Origin of the sequence: Streptomyces sp. NPDC018947, from assembly GCF_044390505.1 — a bacterium.
Classification (GTDB): domain Bacteria; phylum Actinomycetota; class Actinomycetes; order Streptomycetales; family Streptomycetaceae; genus Streptomyces.
This window is the reverse complement of sequence record NZ_JBIRZD010000001.1, coordinates 806,545-824,669: the sequence shown is the minus strand read 5'-3', so window position 1 is coordinate 824,669 and position 18,125 is coordinate 806,545. Positions and strand designations below refer to the sequence as shown.

Sequence of the window (18,125 nt, the reverse complement as noted above, 5' to 3'; positions counted from 1 at the left end):
GGGCTGAGGGCGACCGGTCGGCGGCGGCGTCCCGGTCACCCCGCCTCACGCCCCGGCGGAGCCCCCGTCACAGGCCTGCCCGCGCAGCGCCCGGGCCAGGTCGTCCCGGGCCTCCAGCACCAGCCGCCGCAGCGCGGGCGCGGCGTCCTCGTGTGCCGCCAGCCACGCGTCCGTCGCGTCCAGCGTCTCCCGGGAGTCCCGCAGCGACGGGAACAGGCCCCGCACCACGTCCATCCCGATCTGGATGGACCGCTCGCTCCACACCCGCTCGATCGCCGCGAAGTACTTCTCGGCGTAGGGCGCGAGCAGCTCCCGCTGCGAGGGCTGGACGAAGCCCGCGATGGTCGCCTCGACCAGGGCGTTGGACAGCAGGTCGGACTCGACGACCTGCGCCCAGGCCTGCGCCTTCACCGCCGCCGAGGGCCGCGCGGCCAGGCAGCGGACCTGGTGGCGCTTGCCGGAGGCCGTGTCGTCGCGGGCCAGTTCGGCAGCCAGCACCTGCTCGTCGGCCGCTCCGTGCGCGGCGAGCGGCTCCAGGAACGCCCAGCGCAGCTCCTGGTCCACGTCCAGCCCGTCGATCTTCTCCGTGCCGTCCAGCAGCCCCCGCAGCAGGCCCAGTTCCGCGTCGTCGGACGCCACCGACGCGAAGAACCGCGCCCACGCGAGCTGCTGCTCGCTGCCCGGCGCCGCCTCCCGCAGCTCCCGCAGCGCGCCCTCGCCGAGCTGCCGGCCGCAGGCCTCGCGGTGCTCGGGGGCCACGTAGTGCACCAGCGCCGAGTCCGCCCAGGCGTGCAGCATCTGCAGGACGCCGATGTCGGACTCGCGGCCCGCGAACCGGAGCACCAGGCCGGTGAAGTCCCGCGCGGGCAGCAGCGCGTCCCGCGTCATGTTCCACAGCGCCGACCAGCACAGGGCACGGGCCAGCGGGTCGGTCAGGGCGCCCAGGTGCTCGCGCAGCGTGGCCAGCGAGGTCTCGTCGAAGCGGGTCTTGCAGTACGTCAGGTCGTCGTCGTTGACGAGGACCAGCTCGGGCGCGTCGGCACCGGCCAGCTCCGTCACGACCGTGCGCGGCCCCTCGACGTCCACCTCGGCACGCGCGTACCGCTCCAGCGCCCCGCCGTCCGTACGCCGGTACAGGCCCACCGCCACCCGGTGCGGGCGCAGTTCGGGATGCGACTCGGCGGCCTCCTGCACGACGGCCAGTTCGTCGACGCGGCCCGCGGCGTCGAGCAGCACCTGCGGGGTCAGCGAGTTGACGCCGGCCGTCTGGAGCCAGGACCGCGCCCAGGCGGCCATGTCCCGCCCGCTGGTCTCCTCCAGTACCGACAGCAGGTCGCCGAGGCGGGTGTTGCCGTAGGCGTGCCGCTTGAAGTAGCGCCGGGCCCCCTCGAGGAAGGCGTCCTGGCCGACGTACGCCACGAGCTGCTTGAGCACCGACGCGCCCTTGGCGTACGTGATGCCGTCGAAGTTGAGCTTGGCGTCCTGGAGGTCGCGGATGTCGGCGGTGACGGGGTGCGTGGACGGAAGCTGGTCCGCGCGGTAGGCCCAGGCCTTGCGGCGGTTGGCGAAGGTGATCCAGCCGTCGGTGAAGCGGGTCGCGCCGACCAGCGAGAACGCGCCCATGAAGTCGGCGAAGGACTCCTTGAGCCACAGGTCGTCCCACCACTCCATGGTGACCAGGTCGCCGAACCACATGTGGGCCATCTCGTGCAGGATCACGTTGGCGCGCGCCTCGTAGGACGCCTGCGTGACCTTGCCGCGGAAGATGTACTCCTCCCGGAAGGTCACCATCCCCGGGTTCTCCATCGCGCCGAGGTTGTACTCGGGCACGAACGCCTGGTCGTACTTCCCGAAGGGGTACGGGTAGTCGAAGTGGTCGTGGAAGAAGTCCAGGCCCTGCTTGGTGACCAGGAAGACGTCGTCGGCGTCGAAGTGCGGCGCGAGACCCTTGCGGCACATCGCGCCGAGCGGGATCTCCAGCCGCGTCCCGTCCTCGAACACGCGCTCGTAGGAGTCGGTGACGTAGTGGTACGGCCCCGCGACCACGCACGTGATGTACGTGGAGATCGGCTTGGTCTCCGCGAAGCGCCACACCCCGTCCACGCGCTCCCCGGCGCCGTTGCTCCACACCGTCCACTCCTCGGGCGCCCGCACCTCGAAGCGGAACGGGGCCTTGAGGTCGGGCTGCTCGAAGGTGGCGAAGACCCGGCGCGAGTCGGCCGGCTCGTACTGGGTGTAGAGGTAGACCTCGCCGTCCTCGGGGTCGACGAAGCGGTGCAGGCCCTCACCGGTGCGGGAGTAGGCGCACTGGGCGTCGACGATCAGTTCGTTGTCGGCGGCCAGGTCCTCGAGGACGATCCGGGAGCCGTCGAAGACCTCGCTCGGGTCGAGGTCGCGGCCGTTGAGGGACACGGCGGTCACGCCGGGCGCGATCAGGTCGGCGAAGCTGCTCGCGCCGGGCTCGTTGCAGCGGAAGCGGATCGTGGTGACGGAGCGGAAGGTGCGCGGCCCCTCGCCCTCCTGGTCACCGATGGCCGAGCGCACGTCGAGGGACACCTCGTACCCGTCGACGGACAGCAGGGCGGCCCGCTCCCGGGCCTCGTCGCGGGACAGATTCTCACCGGGCACGGGCGGCACTCCCTAGGGTGGTGTTCAGTATGCGGACAGCACTGATCCTGCCATGCGGTCCTGACGGGCGTCAGCGGGGAATGGCCGGGGCGAGCGGAGACGTTGCCACGGGAAACAGCTCGGTTGTGTGTGCCTCATGAGGAGAGACATGTCGGACAAGACTCCCGTCGACTTCTGGTTCGACCCGCTGTGCCCCTGGGCCTGGATGACGTCCCGCTGGGTCCTGGAGGTGGAGAGGCTCCGCGACATCGAGGTCCGCTGGCACGTGATGAGCCTCGCCGTCCTGAACGAGGACAAGCTCGACGAGCTGCCCGACGAGTACCGGGAGATGCTGGAGACCAAGGCGTGGGGGCCGGTCCGGGTCGTCATCGCCGCCCAGGAGGAGCACGGCGCCGAGGTGCTCGGCGATCTCTACACGGCCCTCGGCACCCGCATCCACAACCAGGGCGAGGGCCCGGGCCGGGAGACGGTCGCCGCCGCCCTCCGGGACGCCGGTCTGCCCGAGTCGCTCATGGACCACTGGGACTCCACCCCCTACGAGGCCCAGCTCCGCGCCTCCCACAAGGAGGGCATCGACAAGGTCGGCCAGGAGGTCGGCACGCCCGTCATCGCCGTCCCCGGCGCCGACGGCGGGCAGCTCGCCTTCTTCGGCCCCGTCGTCACCCCGGCGCCCAGGGGCGAGGACGCCGTCAAGCTCTGGGACGGCACGCTCGCGGTCGCCTCGGTCCCCGGCTTCTACGAGATCAAGCGCACCCGCACCAAGGGCCCGGACTTCAGCAATCTGTAGACCGGAACGACTCCGGCAGGTCGAATCCGGACCTCCAGTCGAAGTACGACTGCACGCGCACGCACCCCTCCCGGGCGCAGCGGCGGTAGGTGCCCAGGTCGGCCCTGGGCACCAGCGCCGCCGCGAGCGCGTACGCCTTCTCGGCGGCGTCGAGCGGCCGGAAGTCCTGGTGCGTGTCCCCGCAATCGGGGCACCGCCTGTTCGGAAGACCCATGCGGCCACTGTGGCCCGCGGCGCCCTCCGCCGGAAGCAGGCGCGAACTCGGTCATCCGTTCCGCCGGCGCGTCTTCCGTAGGAACATGGAGGCCCCCATCTACTGGAGGCGAGCCCCATCCCATGACGGAGATCGACACCTCGGTGCCGCACTCGGCCCGGATCTGGAACTACTGGCTGGGCGGCAAGGACAACTACCCGGTGGACGAGGCGGCCGGCGACGCCTACACCGCCGTCTTCCCCGGCATCGTCACCATCGCCCGCAGCAGCCGGGCCTTCCTCGGCCGCTCCATCCGGTACATGGTGCGGGAGGCGGGCGTACGCCAGTTCCTGGACGTCGGCACCGGGCTGCCGACCGTCGACAACACCCACGAGGTCGCCCAGCGGTACGCCCCCGAGGCGCGGATCGTCTACGTCGACAACGACCCGCTGGTCCTCGCCCACGCCCGCGCCCTGCTCACCTCCACGCCCGAGGGAGTGACGGCGTACGAGGACATGAGCCTGTACGAGCCGGAGCGGATCCTGGAGGCGGCCGGCCGCACCCTCGACCTGTCCCGCCCCACCGCGCTGATCCTCAGCGGCATCCTGGGGCACGTCGGCGACCACGAGGTGGCCCGCGACCTGGTCCGCCGCCTGATGGCGGGCCTGCCCTCCGGCAGCCACCTGTGCGTCAACGACGGCTCCCGGGGCACCGACCCGGACTACGAGGCGGCCCAGGACGGCTACAACGAGACGGGCGCCGTGCCCTACTTCCTGCGGCCCGTCGAGCAGATCGAGGCCTACTTCGAGGGGCTCGACCTGGTCGACCCCGGCGTGGTGTCGGTGCCGCTGTGGCGCCCGGACCCGTCCCCGGACGGCACGCCGCCGCGCCCCATCGGCCAGCACGGCGGTCTCGCCCGCAAGCCCTGACCCCGGACCCCGACGCGGAAAGCCCCCGTGAGTCACGTCCTCACGGGGGCCTCCCTCATTTCCGCCCGCCGCCGTGAAGGGTGAGAAGACGATCACGAGGCGGGACGACCGGGGGAGTCAGGTCCTCACGGCGCGAGCAGCAGCGCGTCGGTGCGGGACCTGGCGGCCTCGTAGCGCCGCGCCACGTCCTGCCAGTTCACGACCTGCCACATCGCCTCGACGAAGTCGGCCTTCTGGTTCCTGTACTGCAGGTAGAAGGCGTGCTCCCAGGCGTCGAAGACGAGGACCGGGGTGGCGCCCTGGCCGACGTTGCCCTGGTGGTCGTAGACCTGCTCGACGATCAGCCGCCCGGCTCGTACGCCAGCACGCCCGTGTCCCGCGCCTCGGCGACCACGTACGCCGCGTGGTGCTTGTCGTGGTGCAGCTCGATGATCTCGGGGCTGATCACGGGGGCCGGCGCGGCGTAGTCGTACGGCGGTTCAGGAAGCGTGTAGACGGACATGGCGGATCCCCTCCGAACCTATTATTGCAAAGGGATTGCAACTGCACGCTAGCAGCAGAAAGAGCTCCGGGTGGGCCGCGCACGCGAAAGGGCCCCCGCGCGGATCCGCTTCCGCACGAGGGCCCTTCGGGGCTTTTCGGGGGTACTAGACGCGCGCCCGCCGCCGTTGCCAGGCGTAGCCGACGGCCGCCAGCACGAGGGTCATGCCGCCCGTCGAGTAGAGCTGCACCCGGGTGTCCGGCTCGCGGGCCATCAGCACGAACACCGCGGCCATGCCCGCCAGCGCCACCCACGTCAGCCACGGGAACAGCCACATGCGCACCACCAGCTTCTGGGGCGCCTCCCGCTCCAGACGGCGGCGCAGCATGAGCTGGGAGACCGCGATGAAGATCCAGACGACGAGGATCACCGCGCCGATCATGTTCAGCAGCCAGGAGAAGACGTCGTCCGGCCGCCAGTAGCTGAGCAGCACGCAGCCGAAGCCGAAGAGGGAGGAGACGAGCACCGCGATCCGCGGCACCCCGCCCGACACCCGGCCCAGCGCCTTCGGTCCCTGGCCGCGCTCGACCAGCGAGTAGCCGATGCGCGAGGCGCCGTAGATGTTGGCGTTCATCGCGCTCAGCAGCGCGACCAGCACGACCACGTTCATGAGCTGCCCGGCGCCCGGGATGCCCAGCTCGTCGAGGGCGGCGACGTACGGGCCCTTCTCCACGACCTCCGCGGAGTCCCAGGGCACCAGCGTGACGATGACCGCCATCGAGCCGATGTAGAACAGCGCGATCCGCCACATCGCCGTGCGCACGGCGCTCGCCACGCCCCTGACCGGGTTCTCCGACTCGGCCGCCGCGATGGTGACCGTCTCCAGGCCGCCGTAGGCGAACACCGAGGCGAGCAGGCCGATGATCAGGCCGTTGCCGCCGTTCGGCAGGAAGTCGGACAGGTTCGAGGCGCCCGGCGAGTCGGTGCCCGGCAGGACACCGGCGATGGCCAGCACGCCCAGCACCAGGAACAGCGAGATCGCACCGACCTTGAGGGCGGCGAACCAGAACTCGAACTCGCCGAAGTTCCTCACGGCGGCCAGGTTCGTCCCGCAGAACACCACCATGAACAGCGCCACCCACGCCCACTCGGGCGTGCCCGGCAGCCAGCCGTGCACGATCTGCGCCGCGCCGATGCCCTCCAGGCCGACGGCCGTGCACAGCAGCACCCAGAACGACCAGCCCGCGGTGAAGCCCGCCCAGGGGCCGATGGCCCGCTCGGCGTGCGCGGAGAAGGAGCCGGACGACGGATGGGCGGCCGACATCTCGCCCAGCATCCGCATCACCAGCATCACGAGGAGGCCGGAGAGGGTGTAGGCGACGACGATGGACGGACCGGCGGCGGCGATGCCCGCGCCGGAGCCGACGAACAGCCCGGCGCCGATCACGCCACCGAGGGCGATCATCGACAGATGGCGCTGCTTGAGGCCGTGCGAGAGGGAGACGCCGTCCGACTGCGGCGGTGCCTCGGTGCTGGTGCTCTGGGACATGGGGCGGCTCGTCCGATGCGTGGGGGGACGGGGGTAAAAACGCCCACAGTCTCCGCGCTGCCCTCGGCCCGCGACAGCGGTTGCCCACGATGCGGACGCCACCGCCGCGGACGGTGATCAAGAGGTAACTCACCGGAACCTCCGTCTCCGGGTGGGTGGCTTTGGCGGAACCCCACAGACACCGCTCGTCGCACCCCGGGGGAGGCCCGGGTGACGTTCACCTCGCCACCTCAGTGACCGGTGTCACCCCGGATCACGTGTGCCCCGCGTCCTTTGTCGGGAGCCCACCAAGTCCCCGATCCCGCCTTTGTCGGGCGCTGCCCGTGATCACCCCGGCCCGCTGGGATAGCGTCGCCCTGTCCGACATGTCCACACCACCGCGGAGTCCCCATGAGCACCGCTGCCGTCCCCGCCCGCACCGGGCAGGTCCTCGCCGACCTCATCCCCTCCTCCCGAGTCCGGGACGTCGCGCTCGTGGCGGGCGGCGCCGTGCTCACCGGCATCGCGGCCCAGATCGCCGTGCCCGTGCCCGGCTCGCCCGTGCCGGTGACCGGCCAGACCTTCGCCGCGCTGCTCGTCGGCACCTCCCTCGGCGCCGGCCGCGGCCTGCTCTCGCTCGCGCTGTACGCCCTGGTGGGCATGGCGGGCGTGCCGTGGTTCGCGGAGGGCGGCTCCGGCACCGGCGCCCCGTCCCTCGGCTACGTCTTCGGCATGATGCTCGCCGCCTCGGTCGTGGGCGCCCTCGCCCGCCGCGGCGCCGACCGCTCGGTGCTGCGCACCGCCGGCACGATGTTGCTCGGCGAGGCGGTCATCTACGCCGTCGGCGTCCCGTACCTGGCCCTCGCCGCCGACCTGTCCCTCGGCGCGGCCGTCGCGGCGGGCCTCACGCCGTTCCTGATCGGCGACGCGCTCAAGGCCGCCCTGGCGATGGGTGCGCTGCCCGCCGCCTGGAAGCTGGTGGGCAGGCGCTGACGCCCCCGCCGCCCGTACACGAAGAGGCTCGCCCGGTCGCACCGCGACCCGGCGAGCCTCTCGCTTTCTCCCGCCCCGCGGCGGGGAGCGCTCAGCCCCTGCGCGCCAGGACCCTCTGCTTGACCACGGCGAGGGCGACCACGATCGCCGTGACGAGCATCGTCAGCAGCACGGTGGTGCGCCCGTCGTGCTCGGTGTCGGTCAGCATGTAACCCAGGACGAAGACGATGACGGCGGCGGTCACCCAGGTCAGGTACGGGTACAGCCACATCCGCACGACCAGCTTCTCCGGCGCCTCGGCCTGGATGATCTTCCGCAGGCGGAGCTGCGAGAAGCAGATGACCAGCCAGACGAAGAGGGCGACGGCGCCGGAGGAGTTGAGCAGGAAGAGGAAGACGGAGTCGGGGAACTCGTAGTTGAAGAACACCGCGACGAAGCCGAAGACCACGGACGACAGGATCGCCGTCTGCGGCACCCCGCGCCGGGTGGTCCGGGCGAACGCCTTCGGCGCGTCCCCGCGCTGGCCGAGTGAGAACGCCATGCGGGAGGCCGTGTAGAGGCCGGAGTTGAGGCAGCTCAGCACGGACGTCAGCACGATGAAGTTCATGATCTGGCCGGCGTTGGGGATCCCGAGGGAGTCCAGGGCGGCGACGTAGGAGCCCTTGTCGATGATCGACTGGGAGTCCCAGGGCAGCAGGGTGACGACGACGAAGATCGACCCGAGGTAGAAGACGGCGATGCGCCAGATGATGCTGTTCGTCGCCTTGGTCACGGCCTTCTGCGGGTCCTCGGACTCACCGGCTGCCAGCGTGGGGATCTCGCTGCCCATGAAGGAGAAGACGACGAGCAGCACACCGGTCAGGACGGCACCGGCCCCGTGCGGCAGGAAACCGCCGTGCTCGGTCAGGTTGCCGAGGCCCGCCTGCTCGCTGTCCACGCCGGGCAGCACGCCGAAGACGGCCAGTCCGCCGATGACGATGAACGCGGCGATGGCGACGACCTTGATCCCGGCGAACCAGAACTCGAACTCGCCGTAGGAGCCGACGGAGGCCAGGTTGGTGGCGGTCAGCACCACCATCACGATCAGGGCCCAGCCCCACTGGGGCACGGCCGGTATCCAGCCCTCCAGGATCGTCGCGCCGGCCGTCGCCTCGACGGCGAGCACGACGACCCAGAAGAACCAGTAGAGCCAGCCGATCGAGAAGCCGGCCCAGGGGCCGAGCGCGCGGTCCGCGTGCGCGGAGAAGGAGCCGGAGGTCGGATTGGCGGCGGACATCTCACCGAGCATCCGCATCACCAGCACCACGAGCGTGCCGACGAGGGCGTACGACAGGAGGATGCCGGGGCCCGCGGTGGCGATGCCCGTGCTGGATCCGACGAACAGCCCGGCCCCGATGACACCGCCGATGGCGATCATCGAGAGGTGACGGTTCTTGAGTCCGGCCTGAAGTCCGGGCCCGGGTTCTCCCGGGCCCGCGGGGCCGTTTTCGGCCTCGGTCAGTGTCGGCTGCGAAGTCATGGGGTGGTTTCCTTTGCGCCGGTCGTTCACTCGCCCGTACGAGCGGCGTACGAGCCGGACCAGTGAAACGGAGGTGAACAGTTTCTGGAACCTTTGATTCCGGATCGTTACTTGATCTTTTGTGTAACTTTCTGTAGTTTCACCGGCTCTTTACCGACCCGGCACCCGACGCGTCTGCCCCGCGCCCCGCGTGTCACACTCGACACATGCGCGTGTATCTCGGCTCCGACCATGCGGGCTACGAACTCAAGAACCACCTCGTCGAGTGGCTCAAGGCGGCGGGCCACGACCCCGTCGACTGCGGGCCGCACATCTACGACGCCCAGGACGACTACCCGCCCTTCTGCCTGCGCGCCGCCGAACGCACGGCCGCGGACCCCGACGCCCTCGGCATCGTGATCGGCGGCTCCGGCAACGGCGAGCAGATCGCGGCCAACAAGGTCAAGGGCGTGCGTGCGGCGCTGGCCTGGAGCGTGGAGACCGCCGAGCTGGGTCGGCAGCACAACAACGCCAACGTCGTCGCCGTCGGCGCCCGCATGCACTCGCGGGACGAGGCGACGAAGTTCGTCGAGACCTTCCTCGCCACCCCGTTCTCCGGCGACGAGCGCCACATCCGCCGCATCGACATGCTGACGTCGTACGAGACGACGGGCGACCTCCCGCCCGTCCCGGCCCACCACCCCCAGCAGTAACGCAACCCCCGGCCGGCCCTCCCCGCCGCATCGGGGAGGGCCGGCCGGCTCGCGCCCCGCTTCCCGGCCGGGTGGTGCCGGCCGTGGCGGAAGGCCAGGAAAGGACCACTCCGTGCCGGAAGGCCACACGATCCACAGGCTGGCGCAGGACTACGCCGCCGCCTTCGCCGGCACGGCCGTGCGCGCCACCAGCCCCCAGGGCAAGTTCTCCGACGCCGCGGCCCTGCTCGACGGCACCGAACTCACCGGCACCGACGCGCACGGCAAGCACCTCTTCCTCGGCTTCGGCGCGAGCTGGGTCCACATCCACCTCGGCCTCTTCGGCAAGGTCGCCCTCGGCGCCGCCCCCGCGCCCCCGCCCACGGACACCGTCCGCCTCCGCCTCGTCAACGACACCGCGTACGTCGACCTCCGCGGCCCCACCACCTGCGCCCTGATCACGGACCCCGAGAAGCGGGCGATACACGACCGCCTCGGCCCCGACCCGCTGCGCCCGCAGGACGACGGCAACGACCCCCGCACCGCCTACGCCCGGATCTCCCGCAGCCGCACCACCATCGCCGCGCTGCTCATGGACCAGAAGATCGTCGCCGGCGTCGGCAACGTCTACCGCGCCGAAGTCCTCTTCCGGCACGGCATCGACCCGTACCGCCCCGGCAGGGACATCACCCCCGCCGAGTGGGACGCCGTCTGGCGCGATCTCGTCGCCCTCATGCGCGAGGGCGTCCGCAACAACCGCATCGACACCGTCCGCCCGGAGCACACCCCCGAGGCGATGGGCCGCCCGCCGCGCGTCGACGACCACGGCGGAGAGGTGTACGTCTACCGTCGGGCCGACCAGCCCTGCCACCTGTGCGGCACCGCGGTCCGCACCGCCGAGCTGGCAGCCCGCAACCTCTTCTGGTGCCCGGCCTGCCAGCGGAACGAACCCCGCCCGCGGAACTAGGGCCGCCCGCGGACCGGGCTTGTCCGCGGAACCTGCGCACCCCGTGCCTCAGAACCCGTACGGCAGCCAAGGCGCCACGTCCGAGGCGAACCCGATCGACGCCTCCGCCAGTGCCCCCGGCCGCAGCTCCCGCACCCGCCCGGCCGCGCCCAGCGCCCCCAGGGACACGCCTCCGAGATACGCCGCCCCCAACTCCCGTACGCCGAGGGAGAGGTCCGCGGCGTCGGAGGTACGCGCGCAGGACGCCCCCTTCGCGTCGCCCGTCAGCCGCCAACGCCCCTCGTTCCAGGGGCAGAAGGCGTCCTCGACCTCGAACACCACGTCCACCGGCGCCTGGTACGTCCGCGCCTGAAGCGCCGCCCCCACGTCCACCAGCCGCACGTACAGCGCGTCCCGCAACTGCGGCCGGCACCGCCGCACGTCGGACACCTGGTACTGCCACGCCTCGTCGACCGGCCGCGCGCGCACGCTCAGCCGCCTCGTCAGGTCGACGTCGAACAGGAACCGCCACAGCGCCGCCTCCGTCGCCGGGTCCAGTCCGGCCAGGTCCTGCAGGACCACCGTGCCGTTGTGCCCGGACGGCCCCCACTCCGGCCGCACCCTGAACCGCGCGTAGCCCGTGACCTCCCCGTCCCGCCGGGCCACCACGCACTGAAGGGGCGACGCGCCCTCCCGCCCGTCCGCCGGGTCGAGCACGTCCAGCCGCGCCCAGCCGGGCCGCCGCTCGATCATCCCCGGCCGCCCGGGCACCAGTCGCGCGAACACCGCCTCGCACGCGTCCAGGACGTCCGCGGGCACGGCGTAGCGCACCCGCACGTCGTCCGTCCCGTCCGGCACCGACAGACGGACCCGGTCGGTCTCGATCTCGGCGTTGAGCTGGAAGGTCGCGGCACCGTAGCCGAAGCGGCCGTAGATCTCCGGCTCCGAGGCCGTCAGCACGGCCAGCGGCTCGCCCCAGGACCGCACGTCGTCCAGTTGCCGGCGCATCATCGACGTCAGCACACCCCGGCGCCGGTGCGTGGCGGCCACGCCGACCATGGTGACCCCCGCGGCGGGCACGGCCGCACCGCCGGGCACGGTCATCCGGAAGGCGAAGGCGCCCGCCGTCCCGACGCACTCGTCGCCGTCCCACACGCCGAGGGAGCGGTCGGTCTGCGTCAGCTCCCGGTACACCTCCAACACCTCGGCCGGTTCCGGGATCCCGCCGAAGGCGCGGAGCAACGTCCCGTACCAGGTGTCCCATTCGTCCCGCCGCAGAACGCGCGGACCGCCCGCGGTGACCGGAGCCTCGATGTCACGGATGCCGTCATTGCCCATGGCCCATGCCTACCAGTGCCCCCCGAGGCGGGCGAGGGAATTTCCGCCAGGTTGCGGCGCGACGGCCGTTCGTGAAGTTCACTGTGAAGTCCGGCCTCGGACGGGGGACAAGTGGGACCTCCCGTGCCGAGCGGCCGGTCCGATGGATAGGGTCCCGAACTAATGGCAGCAGGACGACAGCGGCGCGCGGAAGCCGAGACGTTCACGGCCCGGTTGAACAAGCAGTGGCACCGGGCCCGCGTCGGCATGCGCCGCTCCGCCGTCGACTACTTCCGCGGCGACGGCTCGGACTGGATCGCGCTCGCCGGACTGCTGCTGATGATCCCCGTGATCGCGGCCACCACGATGATCAACTCCGTGTGGTGCTCACCGGCCGCGCTGGTGCTGCCGATCGTCGCGGGCGGCCTGCTGCTGCGCCCGGCGAGCCTGCTCGGCCTGTACGCGGCGGCGGCCACGGCACTGATCGTGGAGTCCGTACAACTCGGCCCGTACACCGAGGGCCCCTCCCGGGTCACCCCCGGCGTGGTCCTGGTCGTCGCGGCCTGCGGCTTCTTCGGGCTGCTGCTCGCCCAGTTCCGCAGCAGGGTCGGCGTGCCCTGGCGGCGCGGCGGCACCATGCTCTTCGACCTGCGCGAACGCATCCGCGTGCAGAGCAAACTGCCCAAACTGCCGACGGGCTGGCACCGTGAGATGGCGCTGCGCCCGGCGGGCGGCCAGTCCTTCTCGGGCGACTTCGTGGTCGCGGCCCGGACGAACGGCGGCCGGACCCTGGAGGTCGTCCTCACCGACGTGTCCGGCAAAGGCATGGACGCGGGCTCGCGGGCCCTGCTGCTGTCGGGTGCCTTCGGCGGCCTGCTGGGCAGCCTGCCCCCGCACGCGTTCCTGCCGGCCGCCAACGGCTATCTGCTCCGCCAGGACTGGGACGAGGGCTTCGCCACCTCCATCCACCTCGTCCTGGAACTCGACTCCGGCGACTACGAGCTGTACTCCGCCGGGCACCCGCCGGGCCTGCAGCTCAGCGCGGGCACCGGCCGCTGGGAGGAGAAGACCGCCGAGGGACCGCTGCTCGGTGTGTACGACGGTGCCCAGTTCGACCCGGTGAAGGGCACGTTGCGGCCCGGAGACGTGTTGATGCTGTTCACCGACGGTCTGGTGGAGACCTCCGACCGCGACATCACCGAGGGCATCGACCGCCTCACCGGCGAGGCCGACCGCTATGTCGCCGGCGGCTTCCACGGAGCCGCCTGGCATCTGATCGAGGCCGTGGCCAAGGACGTCAACGACGACCGGGCGCTCCTGCTGATCTGCCGGGACGGCCCGACGGCGCTGTCCCGCACCGAGGCGGACTGACGTGCCACCGACGCAGCCCGGCACCCCGCCGCCCGCCCCGCGCCTCTCCCCGGCCGAGGTCGAGGCCGTCGCCCGCGCCGCGCACGCCGGGCAGACCGACAAGGCGGGACGCCCGTACGCCGAGCACCTGAGGGCCGTCGCCGAGGGAGTGGAGCGGCGCGGCGGGGACGACGAGCAGATCGCCGCGGCCTGGCTGCACGACGCCGTCGAGGACGACGCGCTGTCCGAGGGCGAGCTGAACGAGGCCGCGCTGAGCCGCCGCACCAAGGACATCGTCCTCGCCCTCACCAAGAGGCCCGGAGAGCCTCCCGAGGCGTACGCCGCGCGCATCCTGGCCACCCCCGGCGCACGGCTGGTCAAGGAGGCGGACCTGGCGCACAACGCCGACCCGGCCCGGCTCGCCGTCCTCGACGAGGCCACCCGCACCCGGCTGACCGAGAAGTACGCGCGGATGCGCGCCCTTCTCGGCCTGGCGGGCCCGGACGACGACTGACACGGCGGGGCGGCGGCGGGACGGCGGCTAGACGGAGACCTTCTCGCCGGAAGCCTTCTCCCCGGCGCCGTCCGGGACCCGCGCCTCACGCGCCCCGTCCGTCTCCCGCCGCTCGCGGCCCCGGGCCCTCTCGCCCGGATCGCGCCGGAAGGCCCACTCCATCCTCGGCTCCACCACGTACCGCAGGACCCGGCGCACGGGCGCGGTGCACAGCAGGGTGATGACGGCGGCCGCGAGGACCGTGAGCCCGATCTGGCCGAGCGGCCGGTCCAGCACCGGGTGGGAGAACCAGCCGGCGAAGGTGCCCTCCTTCACCAGGAAGCCGTGCAGCAGATAGCCGTAGATCGTGCCCGCGCCGAGCGCCGTGAACCACATGCGCCGGCCCGGCACCCAGGCGAAGAAGCAGGCGGACAGCACCAGCGAGCAGCCGAAGAGCGCGAGCGTGAGGACGGGACCGGTCCACCAGGGGGCGCCCGTGTCCTGCACGGCGGCGTTGCGGTAGAACCAGCCGGTCTCCATGCGCGGCACGGACCACCAGGCGACGGCCACCGCGGCCGCGGCCACCGGCACGGACAGGATCCGCACCGAGCGGCGCCGCACCCGCTGGAAGTGCTCGGGCCGCAGGACGAGGCCCAGCACGAAGCACGGCAGGAACTGGAGCACGCGCTGCATGTTGAGGTCGTTGCCGATGGTCGGCGTCACGGAGGCCAGCGCGGCGACGGCCAGGGAGATGGGGAGCGGCCAGCGGACCGTCTGCCAGATCGGGACGGTCAGCCGCCAGACGAACAGCGCGCACAGGAACCACAGCAGATAGGTGGGGTCCAGGAGGCTGATGTCGTTGGAGGGGTCCTCGCTGACGCGGCGGTGCAGCGCGTAGGCGACCTCGAAGACGAGGTAGGGGACGGCGACGCCGGTGATCAGCCGCTTGACGCGTCTGGGGCTCATGTCGAAGCTGCGCGAGAAGTAGCCGGAGATGATGATGAACGCCGGCATGTGGAACGTGTAGACGACCCGGTAGAGGGTCTCCACGGCCCGGTTCCCGTCCAGGATCTGTCCCCAGGCGTGACCGACGCCGACCAGCACGATGGCCAGGTACTTGGCGTTGTCGAAGAACGCGTCGCGCTGCCGGCCCGGCCGGGCTCGCGCGGCCGAGGGGGACGGCGTCTTCCGGCCGCCGTGCGGTCGCAGCGAGTCCGTCATACGACCCCCCGCCGATCAATCGGCGAGTCGTCACAAGACCTGGCTGCTCTGATGGGGGACGGTGCAGCGTAGAACATCTGAGGCACCCTAGCGTTCTCCCTGGGATTCCGTAAAACCCTCGACGTCATTCCCGTATTCACGTCTCGAACTCCGTGCGAGTACCCCCGAATTCGGGGAACTCGACCTCTCGGGGCGCGTGACGGCGACCACAGTCACGGAGGCCGTCTCCCTCCGAAGCCGCCCCGGAACCGGTCCACTTGTCATGACTCATCACGACTAAACGGCGCATAAGACCGGCAGGCGACTCCCGTGGAATGTCCCCTTCAATGCCCTTACGGGGATCGTCGGCGGGACGTCGGCTCCGCTGTGACGTGTCCCTCGACGTGGTCCTCGCGGCAATGCGAAATATCTGCGGACACGTTGTGTGGAGATGGAAACGGAATGACGGGAATTCCCCGCACGAGTGTCCTGTCGAATTCCTGTGCCAGTCGGGAGAGTTGTGTACCGGCGCGGGCGGCGGGGGAGAAGCGGCCGCCCGGATCCGGGCGGACGATGTGTCACCGGCCGCATAGCGGAGGCCTGTTGGTGGCACGATGGTTCTGGCGGGGGTGCGAGAGATCGCGTCCCCGGGCCGGGAGAGCGGACCGACCTAGGGTGTGATCAGTTGTGGCCATTTCACTGTCAGTGGTGCTGCTGTTGGCGATCATCCTGGTGGTGCTGCTGCGGGGAGGCTCCATCAAGGCGGGCCCCGCGATCGTCGCGATCCTCTTCGGCTTCTTCCTGGCCTCGACGGGCATGGCCGACGACATCCAGCGCTTCCTGAACTCGATAGCGGAGACGATCAACTCCATCCAGTTCTAGGGCGCGCCCCGCGCGCCCCCGACGCTCCCGGCGCCCCGGGCGCACAAAGGCCTCCGGCCCGGCTCCCCTGGGGGGACCGGGCCGGAGGCCTCTCGGAGCGGGCGACGGGAATCGAACCCGCGTAGCCAGTTTGGAAGACTGGGGCTCTACCATTGAGCTACGCCCGCACAGCGCGCGCCGCGGGTCGGTGACCGCGGCACTGCAGGCATCGTAGCGGGTCGCGCCCCCTGCCCGCACACCCCTTCCCCGTCCGCGCCGGACCTTCGCGGGCGCGCGGGAAACACAGCGGTCCCGGCGGCTTGCGGCATGTACCCTACGTGTCGCACCAGACGGGGTGTGGCGCAGCTTGGTAGCGCGTCCGCTTTGGGAGCGGAAGGCCGTGGGTTCAAATCCCGCCACCCCGACCATCCACCGGCCGGTTCCCCGCGATCATCGGCGGGTCACCGACGGCGATCGGGGGTGATCGCCTTTGGGGGCGTCTAGTCGCTGCCGTTACTATGCAAGCTGCACGCCCGTGTGTCTCAGAGTCTGCAGTCTCCGGGCGGCGAAATCCGCCGGACGCCCCACGGGCTCCGGCAGAACCCAAGAAGTCAGCCACAAGGAGACCGAACCGTGAAGAGCGCCGTGGAGACCCTGAACCCGACCCGGGTTCGGCTCACTGTCGAGGTGCCCTTCGAGGAGCTCAAGGACAGCCTCGACGCGGCGTACAAGAAGATCAACCAGCAGGTCACGGTGAAGGGCTTCCGCAAGGGCAAGATCCCGGCCCGGGTCATCGACCAGCGGTTCGGCCGCGGTGCGGTCCTGGAGGAGGCGGTCAACGACGCGCTTCCGAAGTTCTACACCGACGCGGTCAACGAGGCCGAGCTGAACCCGCTCGGCCAGCCCGAGGTCGACATCACGGAGCTGAAGGACGGCGAGACGCTGAACTTCACCGCCGAGGTCGACGTCCGCCCGACCGTCGAGATCCCGGACTACTCCGGCATCGAGGTCGAGGTCGACGCCGTCGAGGTCACCGACGAGGACGTGGAGAAGTCGGTCGAGCAGCTCCGCGAGCGCTTCGCCTCCACCTCCCCGGTCGAGCGCGCCGCCGAGGAGGGCGACGTGGTCACCATCGACCTCAAGGCCAAGGTCGACGGCGAGGTCCTCGAGGACGGCGTGGCCGACGGTGTCTCGTACACCATCGGCTCCGGTGAGCTGCTGGACGGCATCGACGACGCCGTGAAGGGCCTGGAGGCCGGTGGCGAGGCCACCTTCACCTCCGAGCTCAAGGGCGGCTCGGCGGCCGGCAAGGAGGCCGAGGTCACCGTCAAGGTCACCCAGGTCGCCAAGCGCGAGCTGCCCGAGCTGGACGACGACTTCGCGCAGCTCGCGTCGGAGTTCGACACCCTGGACGAGCTCAAGGCCGACAGCCGCAAGCGCCTGGCCAACATGAAGCAGTACGACCAGGCCACGCAGGCGCAGGAGCGCGTGCTGGACAAGCTGCTCGAGCTGGTCGAGGTCCCGGTCCCCGAGAAGCTCCTCGAGGACGAGATCAACACCCGTAAGCACAACCTCGAGCACCACCAGCTCGGCCAGATGGGCCTGACCCTCGAGAAGTACCTCGAGCTCCAGGGCAAGACCGCCGAGGAGTTCGACACCGAGACCCGCGAAGCCGCGGTCAAGGGCATCAAGACCCAGTTCGTCCTCGACGAGCTGGTCAAGCAGGAGAACCTCAACGTCAGCCAGGAGGAGCTCACCGAGCACCTCATGCGCCGCGCCGCCTCCTCCGGCATGTCCCCCGACCAGTTCGCCCAGGCCGTCGTCGAGCAGGGCCAGGTCCCGCTCCTCGTCGGCGAGGTCGCCCGCGGCAAGGCCCTGGCCGCCGTGGTCGAGAAGGCCACGGTCAAGGACACCAACGGTGAGATCGTCGACCTGGACGACGAGGAGGAGGAGACGGAGGCCGCCGAGGCCGCCGCCGAGTCCACCGAGTCCGGTGACGACAAGGCCGAGGAGAAGACCGAGGGCTGATCCCCCGGCGCTTCCCTCAGACGGACGCAGAACGGGCCCCGGACGATCAGTGCCGGGGCCCGTTCCGCATACGGTGGACGGGCCCCGCGAGGGGCGCGGGCACCGCGCGGGCAACCACACCGCATCCGCGCCCCGGCGACGAGCGCGCACCCGCACGGCGGGATGCCGCACCCGCGCCCCGCGGAGCGCTACGCCCCCGGC

At 71.3% G+C, this 18,125-nt stretch carries 15 protein-coding genes, 2 tRNA genes and 1 pseudogene; 10 read left to right on the top strand and 8 right to left on the bottom strand.

The features are described from left to right. Nucleotides 1–45: 45 nt before the first annotated feature. Nucleotides 46–2,628 (bottom strand): aminopeptidase N, encoded by a 2,583-nt coding sequence (gene pepN, locus ACH499_RS03715; protein ID WP_356196681.1) that lies wholly within the window; start codon nt 2,626–2,628, stop codon nt 46–48. Between the two features lie 148 nt (nt 2,629–2,776). Between pepN and ACH499_RS03710 the strand changes: the two genes are divergently transcribed. Next, nucleotides 2,777–3,415, top strand: coding sequence for a DsbA family protein (locus tag ACH499_RS03710; RefSeq protein ID WP_356196684.1), 639 nt, complete (start codon nt 2,777–2,779; stop codon nt 3,413–3,415). Here the strand turns inward: ACH499_RS03710 and ACH499_RS03705 are convergent. After that, nucleotides 3,402–3,629, bottom strand: coding sequence for a hypothetical protein (locus tag ACH499_RS03705; protein WP_399013595.1), 228 nt, complete (start codon nt 3,627–3,629; stop codon nt 3,402–3,404). The genes ACH499_RS03710 and ACH499_RS03705 overlap by 14 nt on opposite strands. 122 nt (nt 3,630–3,751) lie before the next feature. On the opposite strand from ACH499_RS03705, the gene ACH499_RS03700 reads away from it, so the two are divergent. Continuing rightward, nucleotides 3,752–4,537: an SAM-dependent methyltransferase gene (locus tag ACH499_RS03700; RefSeq protein ID WP_356196690.1), complete on the top strand. Its 786-nt coding sequence runs from the start codon at nt 3,752–3,754 to the stop codon at nt 4,535–4,537. Between the two features lie 125 nt (nt 4,538–4,662). On the opposite strand, the pseudogene ACH499_RS03695 reads toward ACH499_RS03700, so the two are convergent. After that, a pseudogene (locus tag ACH499_RS03695) lies at nt 4,663–5,039 on the bottom strand (superoxide dismutase). A gap of 145 nt (nt 5,040–5,184) precedes the next feature. Continuing rightward, a complete protein-coding gene (locus tag ACH499_RS03690; RefSeq protein ID WP_356196694.1) occupies nt 5,185–6,567 on the bottom strand; it encodes an amino acid permease in 1,383 nt (460 codons plus the stop codon). 390 nt (nt 6,568–6,957) lie between these two features. Between ACH499_RS03690 and ACH499_RS03685 the strand changes: the two genes are divergently transcribed. Further along, entirely contained in the window at nt 6,958–7,539 is a 582-nt protein-coding gene (locus ACH499_RS03685) for a biotin transporter BioY (protein WP_356196696.1), read from the top strand. 91 nt (nt 7,540–7,630) lie between these two features. Here ACH499_RS03685 and ACH499_RS03680 read toward each other — a convergent pair whose 3' ends face one another. Further along, complete coding sequence (locus ACH499_RS03680; protein WP_356196698.1) at nt 7,631–9,058, bottom strand: amino acid permease; 1,428 nt, start codon at nt 9,056–9,058, stop codon at nt 7,631–7,633. A 206-nt stretch (nt 9,059–9,264) separates the two neighbouring features. Between ACH499_RS03680 and ACH499_RS03675 the strand changes: the two genes are divergently transcribed. Together ACH499_RS03675 and ACH499_RS03670 are read left to right on the top strand one after the other, a co-directional pair. Next, nucleotides 9,265–9,750, top strand: a complete 486-nt coding sequence (locus ACH499_RS03675; protein ID WP_399013592.1) for a ribose-5-phosphate isomerase — start codon at nt 9,265–9,267, stop codon at nt 9,748–9,750. 112 nt (nt 9,751–9,862) lie between these two features. Next, nucleotides 9,863–10,696, top strand: coding sequence for an Fpg/Nei family DNA glycosylase (locus tag ACH499_RS03670; RefSeq protein WP_399013590.1), 834 nt, complete (start codon nt 9,863–9,865; stop codon nt 10,694–10,696). 48 nt (nt 10,697–10,744) lie between these two features. Here ACH499_RS03670 and ACH499_RS03665 read toward each other — a convergent pair whose 3' ends face one another. After that, nucleotides 10,745–12,013: a GNAT family N-acetyltransferase gene (locus ACH499_RS03665; protein WP_356196704.1), complete on the bottom strand. Its 1,269-nt coding sequence runs from the start codon at nt 12,011–12,013 to the stop codon at nt 10,745–10,747. A 162-nt stretch (nt 12,014–12,175) separates the two neighbouring features. On the opposite strand from ACH499_RS03665, the gene ACH499_RS03660 reads away from it, so the two are divergent. Continuing rightward, entirely contained in the window at nt 12,176–13,363 is a 1,188-nt protein-coding gene (locus tag ACH499_RS03660) for a PP2C family protein-serine/threonine phosphatase (protein WP_356196707.1), read from the top strand. Between the two features lies 1 nt (nt 13,364). Then, entirely contained in the window at nt 13,365–13,856 is a 492-nt protein-coding gene (locus ACH499_RS03655; RefSeq protein ID WP_356196709.1) for an HD domain-containing protein, read from the top strand. A 27-nt stretch (nt 13,857–13,883) separates the two neighbouring features. Here the strand turns inward: ACH499_RS03655 and ACH499_RS03650 are convergent, their stop codons facing one another. Continuing rightward, nucleotides 13,884–15,056, bottom strand: a complete 1,173-nt coding sequence (locus ACH499_RS03650; protein ID WP_356196712.1) for an acyltransferase family protein — start codon at nt 15,054–15,056, stop codon at nt 13,884–13,886. A 666-nt stretch (nt 15,057–15,722) separates the two neighbouring features. Here ACH499_RS03650 and ACH499_RS03645 point away from each other — a divergent pair. Further along, nucleotides 15,723–15,917 carry a hypothetical protein gene (locus ACH499_RS03645; RefSeq protein ID WP_167998140.1) on the top strand — a complete coding sequence of 65 codons (195 nt, stop codon included), beginning with the start codon at nt 15,723–15,725 and terminating at the stop codon, nt 15,915–15,917. A 96-nt stretch (nt 15,918–16,013) separates the two neighbouring features. On the opposite strand, the gene ACH499_RS03640 is transcribed toward ACH499_RS03645, so the two are convergent. Further along, nucleotides 16,014–16,084 (bottom strand) — tRNA-Gly (locus ACH499_RS03640). A gap of 163 nt (nt 16,085–16,247) precedes the next feature. On the opposite strand from ACH499_RS03640, the gene ACH499_RS03635 reads away from it, so the two are divergent. Both ACH499_RS03635 and tig read left to right on the top strand, forming a co-directional pair. Further along, nucleotides 16,248–16,324: transfer RNA gene (locus tag ACH499_RS03635), tRNA-Pro, on the top strand. 205 nt (nt 16,325–16,529) lie between these two features. Then, nucleotides 16,530–17,924 carry a trigger factor gene (tig, locus tag ACH499_RS03630; RefSeq protein ID WP_399013589.1) on the top strand — a complete coding sequence of 465 codons (1,395 nt, stop codon included), beginning with the start codon at nt 16,530–16,532 and terminating at the stop codon, nt 17,922–17,924. The last annotated feature ends 201 nt before the right edge of the window (nt 17,925–18,125 follow it).